Raw genomic sequence first — 6,977 nt, 5'->3', positions numbered from 1 at the left:
TGAGGGGGTGCAGGGGGATTAAAGCCCCCTGCGTCTCCCGCCTTGAGGCGGGACGGAAGGGTGGTGATTCACAATGATTGTTGAAAACCTATCCTTGTAAGGTCAGGGGGTGAGGGCATGGCATGAGACTCTAGGCTATCAGAATAATTGGTGGTATTTCCAATCAAGTTCCGATAACCAAACGCCAAAAGTCTATAGCCCGATCCTTCGTGTTCTGCGAGGATCACTCACTATATAAATGGTACAATCGGCAGCAGTTTATAGGCTTGTTTGGAGAATTGCATGCGTTTTTGGCCGTTATGGCTTATGCTTTTGATCATCAGTTTGGTTGGCTGCGGAGCCACTGCGCCAGCATTACCACCGATCGCTGCCAACCAGCCCAACCAAATTTTGTTGCTCAACGAGCTAGATGGAGTGGGAGCCAATAGCACTATCACCGTGCTAGCACCCACAATTTTCAGCCAACCCAGACATTTGTTGGCCGCCGCGATCGAGCTTGGCGATCAACCGAATGCTTACCAACCAACCCTGAGTATTCCAGCTCAAACGCTTACAATAACCAATAGCTATGGAATTTTGCGGGTGAATGGTGTGCTTAAAAGTAGTGCTGAATTCGAGCCAATCAGCGTCAAAGTGGTTGAACCAACCAGCATCAGCCTTGGCGAGCTTAACCAAAACTTGGCAGTTTACAATAATCAAGTCGTGCGGCTCAATGGCACACTCCTGCTCAAAGATCAAGCAGCTTTATTAGTTGAAGAAGTTGGTAGCGGCGGTGTGCCCACTGCTAATGCCGCCCAAATCACCGTCGAGCAAATTCCCAGCCAATCGCCGATTATTCAGCAATTGCCCAACCAGCAAGGCAATATTCGTTATGGTCAACTGACGATTATTGGGATGTTGCGTGGGAAAACGTTATACGTATTTTGGCTTGAAGCGCAGCCCTGAGCCAAAAATTTAATATGTGCAATTTTAGCCCGTTTGCAGGCCAGCAAAACGGGCTTTTTTTAATGGGCTGAATGTGCTACGCTCGATGTTAAAAACTGTGTTCAGGCTGCGAGGCGATGCATGAAAGATTCTAAGTCGATGCCACTGATGCCGACTGCAAGCACACCCCGATCAAGCGCTAGTTTCTTGCAGGAACTGGTAAACGAACCTGTGCCCAACAGCCCGATTGCTAACCTGCCCCGCCGTACAGCGCCAATGGGAATGTACGAACGTTGGTTGAGCACCTTGGCCTATCTGAGCATTATCGGCTTGGCAATGTTGATCTGGTGGATTGGGGCACAGTTTACCTTGGCATTTTTGGCTGGGCTTGGCTTGAATTTGGCATTGCTTGGTACAGCTCAATGGTTTATTCCAATCATCATCACGGCAATCGAAGTGGCTTGCTGGCCACGCCGCGCGATCAATCAACATGTATTGGCGGTGTTTGCCTTGGTTGGCGGCTTAGATTTAATTACCAGCGTAATTGGTTGTGTGCGCTGGCTCAGCAATCAGCAATTGCCGCTCTCAACCGCTTGGCTCTGGATTTTGAGTCTCGCGATCGCCGCCTTGTGTGCCTTCTGGCCTGAACGGCTTGCACGGGCAGCAGTTGGTGAATTAACTCGTTTGTGGCGGTAATTGGGTAGGGTTAACGTTCCCTCATGCCCAACCCCTCTCCCACTGCGGGCGAGGGACTAGCTTACAAAGTTAGGGTTGCAGCGTGTTCCATAGCGAACCACTAATCTACTGGTTCATCGATGGATACCTGATGACCACTAATCGCCCTTGAGGGGGTGCAGGGGGCTTTAATCCCCCTGCGTTTCCCGCCTGGAGGCGGGACGGAAGGGTGGTGATCACCCAAAAGCCGATAGCCATTAGCTTATGATTAAAAACCACAAATACCCATGCTAGTAAGCGCTGGGTATTTGCGATTTTGTTCGAGACCAGACCAGGAAAACTATCGGAGGCTGCGTTGATTGTTGGCGTGTCGGTTCAGCAATCAACATGAATATAATAGCACAAAAGTTCTGTTTTGACAAGTAGTTTATGCATAATCATGGAGCCAATGTTTGAGGTTGCATCTGGATAAAGGTGGTTGGGTTTGGACGCTGAAGCACTACAAATTGGGGCATTGATTTTGGCTATGGCCTTGGTGGCCTTGATGTTTCGCCAGCGCTTTGGCCGCGATTGGCGCGAATTTCGGCTGTGGCAAGCCCAACAACGGGCAGTCCAACCTGAACCAACCAATATCAGCCAATTTAAGCCCTTGGCGACTAGCCTTGATCCTCGGACTTTGCCCGAGGCTGGCACGGCCCTGCTCAACCCGCCGCATGATCTACGAGTGCTGGCCCACGAATTACGCCAAACCAACAAACGCTTTGTATTGCCCTTAGGCTGGCGTAGTGTTCAGGGTGTGGTTTCATTGGTGCATGGCTCGTTGATCGACGATTTTACCCATGTGCAAGTCAGTGGGGCAACTGGCTCCGGCAAAGATGGCTGGGTGCGCACCGCACTGTTCTATCTCTGCCTCACCAATCCTGCTGAGCGCTTGCAATTGGCTTTGGTTGATGGCAAAGCAGGATTGTCGTGGCTGGGCTGGCGTGAAAAAGCCCACGTTGGTTTATTTGCTGAGGCTGAGCATGAATTAGCTCCAGCATTAACCTGGCTAACTCAGCAGCGCCTAGAGCGCCAAACCTTGCTTAAAGCTGCCGAATGCGAACGTTGGGAAGAATATCAAGGGCACGATCTGCCATTGTTAGTCGTATTTATCAGCGAATTAACCTTACTCGAACAAGCGATCGGAGCCAAACAGCTTGAGCAATGGCTCAATAGCGAGTTGACTAGTGGCCGCGCCGCTGGCATTCGCTATATTATTGCGACCCAAACATTTAGCAATTTGAGCACCCGTTTTCGTTCACAAATTAGCCTAGCTGTGGCCGGTTATCAGCCGCGTGATGATGCCGATGAGCCAAATACGACCCTACCAACCAAAGCCTTCCCCAGTAGTGCCGTGCCACCATCGCGCTTGCCCAGCCCACCAGCAGGCGCTGGGGTGTTTAGTTGTGTTCAAGGCCGCAATGCCGTTACAGTGCGCACCAGCTTTATCGATAAAACCCAGCGCCAACAGTTGCTGAGCCTCTTGCCCGACCGCCAACAAGCCCTGCCAACCCTCGAAGCTGCACCAATCAAGGCAGCCAATTTGCCGATTGCTACCGAACAACCCTTGATTGCCCTCGCCCAAACCCCCAGCCAAAGCTACAATCGCTATGATTTGGCCCAACTTTTGTTGCAATACCTCAATCGCCCTGACCAATTGCTTGATGCTGAGCTTTTTCGCAATGCGTGTAGCATCGAATACAAACGCTTGCGCAGTTATGCTGGCGTGGCACGGCTGTTTTGGGGCAAAGATGCAGCCCCTAACAAAAGTCGCCTGATCAAGCAAGCCCTCGAACGCCAAGCCACCCCCAATGAGCAAGATATGTTGGCTAATTTGCTGGGTACAGTTGCCTAGACCTCAATGTTGTGCTATAAAGGTTGTTAAATCTTTCACAAAGAGAAATTAAATCAACACGCAGCAATCGACACAAACGCGGTACACTTTCTGCAATGAATTGATAAGCGAACCACGATCAATTGAGGAATGAGCTATGCAAACTCTGCAAGCAGGCACTATCGTACCGAATTTCACCCTTCAAACCGCAATGGGCGAACGATTTAGCCGCAGCGATCTCCGTGGCAAAGCAGCCCTCGTCATTGTGTTTTTGCCCGCCTACGATGGCTTGAACCCAACCTACTTGGCTAATCTCAGTACCGCCGTTCAACGCTGGTCGCATGAACAAAAAGCCGTGGTTATTTCAGCCGAAGCCTTGCCGCCAACCGAAGGCTTAATCGTGCTGCGCGACCCAGAAGCGAAGGTTATGGCGCAATTTTTGGGTGAGGGCAAGGGCGGTTGGTTCATCACCGATCGCTATGGCGAGTTGTATGCCCAAGGTCAAGCACTCTCAACTGCCGATTTGCCCAAACCAATGAGCCTCAGCGAGTGGCTCGAATATGTCAATATGCGCTGTAGTGGCTAAGCTGAAGTCAAAAGTCAAAGGTCAAAAGTCAAAAAGTAAGCAGGCGGGATCAAACTACGCATCGATCAATGTTCAACGCCGAGGCGCAGAGAACGATAGGGCTAGAGGCTGAGGGCTATCGGAACAATTGTTGGTCTATAGATAATCTATTGTGCCAAAAGCCGATAGCCGATAGCCAATTGCCCTTCCTGTACCTTCGTGCTCTTCGTGGATCAAAAGAGGATCAGGCCATGCAGCCCGATCCCCAATAACCGAATCCCCGATCCCCCAACCTCAACTATTGCTGAATTTCGGCCTCGCGTTGCAATGCTTCTTCGCGAGCCATAAACTCGTTGATTGTACGTTCGAGTTTTTTGGCTGAGAAGGGCTTGGCAATCATTGGTGTGCCAATTTGGCGCATCGCGGTGATCGTGGCTGGACTCATCGTATCGCCAGTGATAAAGATAAAATGTTTGGCCAATTCAGGGGCTTTTTGTTGCAAAGCTCGATACAGCTGGAAGCCGTTCATGCCTGGCATTTTAACATCGCTCAGAATCAAATCGAAGGGCGCTTGATCAACGGCTTGCAAGGCGGCCTCGCCACTAGCCACCACCACTGGCTGATGACCCAAATCGCGCACCAAGCGCTGAATCACTTGGGCCACGCCTTCTTCATCGTCAACCACCAAAATTTTATAGGCTTGGTCGGGCTTAATCGTGGTTTCACGATCATCGTCGTTGATCAACTCAGGATTATCGCCCTGAACCACCGGCAAGGCCAAATGGAAGGTTGTGCCTTCGTTGGCCACGCTATCAACCCAAATATTGCCACCATGATCATGCAGAATGTTGTAGCAGATCGATAAACCTAGCCCTGTACCCTTGCCAACAGGCTTGGTGGTAAAAAATGGATCGAAGATCCGCCCGACGAGGTGTTGGGGAATACCGGGGCCAGTATCGCCGATGTTAATCCGAATTTCATCATCAACCCGCTCGGTTTTGACGGTCAAGAAACCGCCGCCGCCTTTTTCGGCCATAGCTTGATGGGCATTGCCAATCAAGTTCAGAAAAACCTGTTGTAATTGATACGGATCAGCGACGGTGGTTGGCAGCTCTGGCTCGAATTGGCGTTGAACTTTGATGTTATCGACGCGCAAGTGATAGCTATGCAAGCTCAGCGTATCGTCGATAACTTTATTGACATCGACTAAAACCCGCTGCGGCTGATGCTCACGGGCAAACGTCAGCAGGTTGGTCACAATTCGCGCTGCTCGTTCAGCTTGGTTATTAATGTAATTCAGATCGGTACGGGCATCATCATCTAAATCTTTGCGGCGCAGCAATAGCTCAGCAAAGCCTTTGATGCTGGTCATCGGATTGTTCAACTCGTGAGCAACCCCAGCCACCAATTGGCCAATCGCTGAGAGTTTTTCGGCCTGCAATAGTTGCAATTCCAAGCGGCGGCGGTCGGTCACATCACGCGCAATACAGTGCAGACCAATTACCTGATCGCCACGCTGCATCAATTGGGCGCTGACTTCAATATGCAAATCTTCGCCATTGGCACGACGCAAAGTCAACGGAAACGCACCGCCATCACCAGCAGCTTTGGCTAGTTGGCGTTGCAATTGATGTTCGATTGCTGCTTGATCGTCGGGCACACACAGCGAAATCAAGGTGCGCTGCATCATTTCAGCCACGGTCATGCCCAACAATTTGACCCCTTGACGATTGATCGAGGCAATTCGTAGCTGTGGATCAAGCGTGAAGATCATATCGTTGGCGTTATCGAATAATTCGCGGTAGCGTTGCTCAGAATCGCGGGTCGATTTAAACAAGCGCGAATTTTCAATCGCAATCGCTGCATAATCGGCAATCGCTGAGAGCAAATATTGGTCGTTTTCGCTGAAGGTACGTTGCTGCACCCGATTATCAACCGCCAATACACCAATCGCATGGCGACCAACAATCAAGGGAACTTGCAACATTGCCTGCACCAAAAGCCCAGTGCGCAGTTTTAAATCTTGGTGCTGCGAGCGATCAAGCCGAATTGGCTTGACGGTGCGAATAACTTGGCCTGCCACATTGTCATCCATCTTGACCCGAAAACGCTGCACACGCTCCTCGCCGAGATTTTTAGCCGCCCGCAAATATAATTCATCACCATCGCGCAACAGCAAATAGCCTTCTTCGGCGTGGGTCAGATACACCCCAGCATCGACGATCCGTTCGAGCAATTCTTCGAGATCAAGCAGCGAGGTCACCGATTTACCAACGCTGGAGAGAATCGTCAACTCCTGCAAGCGTTGCTGCAAGGTGCGGGTAAGCACCTCTTTTTCGCGCTGCAAACGGCGTTCGCGCAGGGCACGTTCAATTGCTGCGCCCGCTTCCGAAGCATCAAAAGGCTTGATCAAATAATTTTTGGCACCAAGTCGAAAGGCCTCGACAGCGGTTTGCTCGGTACCATGGGCGGTCATCAAAATCACCGGAATATCGTAGCCAAGTTCGCCCATTTGGCGAAGCACATCAAGCCCCGAGGTGTCGGGGAGTTGGAGATCAAGCAAAATTAGGTCGGGCTGGCGTTGTTTCAAAAAAGCCAGACCTTCCCAGCCTGTGGGTACGACGCGCGAACGATAGCCATAGTATGGCAGCACCGTCTCAGCCAAAAAATCGGCTATCTGACGGCTATCGTCGATGATGAGGATTTCTTCCATGGGACATCCTTCGCGTGTTGTTGCGTGTTGTATGGGCAGATTGTTGGACTCATAGCTATTCTAACGAGTCGCATCACTCTACGCAATAGGTTTAACCGCAATCTAAGCCTTAAAATGATTATTTTCGGTTTGGCGCAAAGCCAAAATCGCCAACGAGACTGGCTAGTGCGCCTTCTGCGTCGATTTTACCTGTTTTAATCCCGTGGTCAATCTGCACCACCCGTTCG

Annotated in this window: 5 protein-coding genes; 4 read left to right on the top strand and 1 reads right to left on the bottom strand. The window is 50.8% G+C overall.

Annotated elements, in window-relative coordinates:
* The first annotated feature begins 282 nt into the window (after window positions 1–282).
* From DEF47_RS12080 to DEF47_RS12065, 4 genes are all read left to right on the top strand, one after another.
* The gene (locus DEF47_RS12080; protein WP_012191779.1) at window positions 283–945 is read left to right on the top strand and encodes a hypothetical protein; all 663 of its coding nucleotides are present in this window, start codon (window positions 283–285) and stop codon (window positions 943–945) included.
* Window positions 946–1,065: 120 nt separating this feature from the next.
* Window positions 1,066–1,620, top strand: coding sequence for a hypothetical protein (locus DEF47_RS12075; RefSeq protein ID WP_012191780.1), 555 nt, complete (start codon window positions 1,066–1,068; stop codon window positions 1,618–1,620).
* A 463-nt stretch (window positions 1,621–2,083) separates the two neighbouring features.
* On the top strand, window positions 2,084–3,493 hold the full coding sequence (locus tag DEF47_RS12070) for an FtsK/SpoIIIE domain-containing protein (RefSeq protein ID WP_012191781.1): 1,410 nt from the start codon (window positions 2,084–2,086) through the stop codon (window positions 3,491–3,493).
* Window positions 3,494–3,629: 136 nt separating this feature from the next.
* Window positions 3,630–4,058, top strand: coding sequence for a thioredoxin domain-containing protein (locus DEF47_RS12065; RefSeq protein ID WP_012191782.1), 429 nt, complete (start codon window positions 3,630–3,632; stop codon window positions 4,056–4,058).
* A gap of 277 nt (window positions 4,059–4,335) precedes the next feature.
* On the opposite strand, the gene DEF47_RS12060 is transcribed toward DEF47_RS12065, so the two are convergent.
* Window positions 4,336–6,750 (bottom strand): hybrid sensor histidine kinase/response regulator, encoded by a 2,415-nt coding sequence (locus DEF47_RS12060; protein ID WP_012191783.1) that lies wholly within the window; start codon window positions 6,748–6,750, stop codon window positions 4,336–4,338.
* Window positions 6,751–6,977 lie beyond the last annotated feature (227 nt).

The organism is Herpetosiphon sp. (assembly GCF_003512625.1).
In the GTDB taxonomy this organism is placed as follows: Bacteria; Chloroflexota; Chloroflexia; order Chloroflexales; family Herpetosiphonaceae; genus Herpetosiphon; species Herpetosiphon aurantiacus.
Note: the sequence above shows the minus strand (reverse complement) of the source record. Positions and strands in the feature narration are given on the sequence as shown.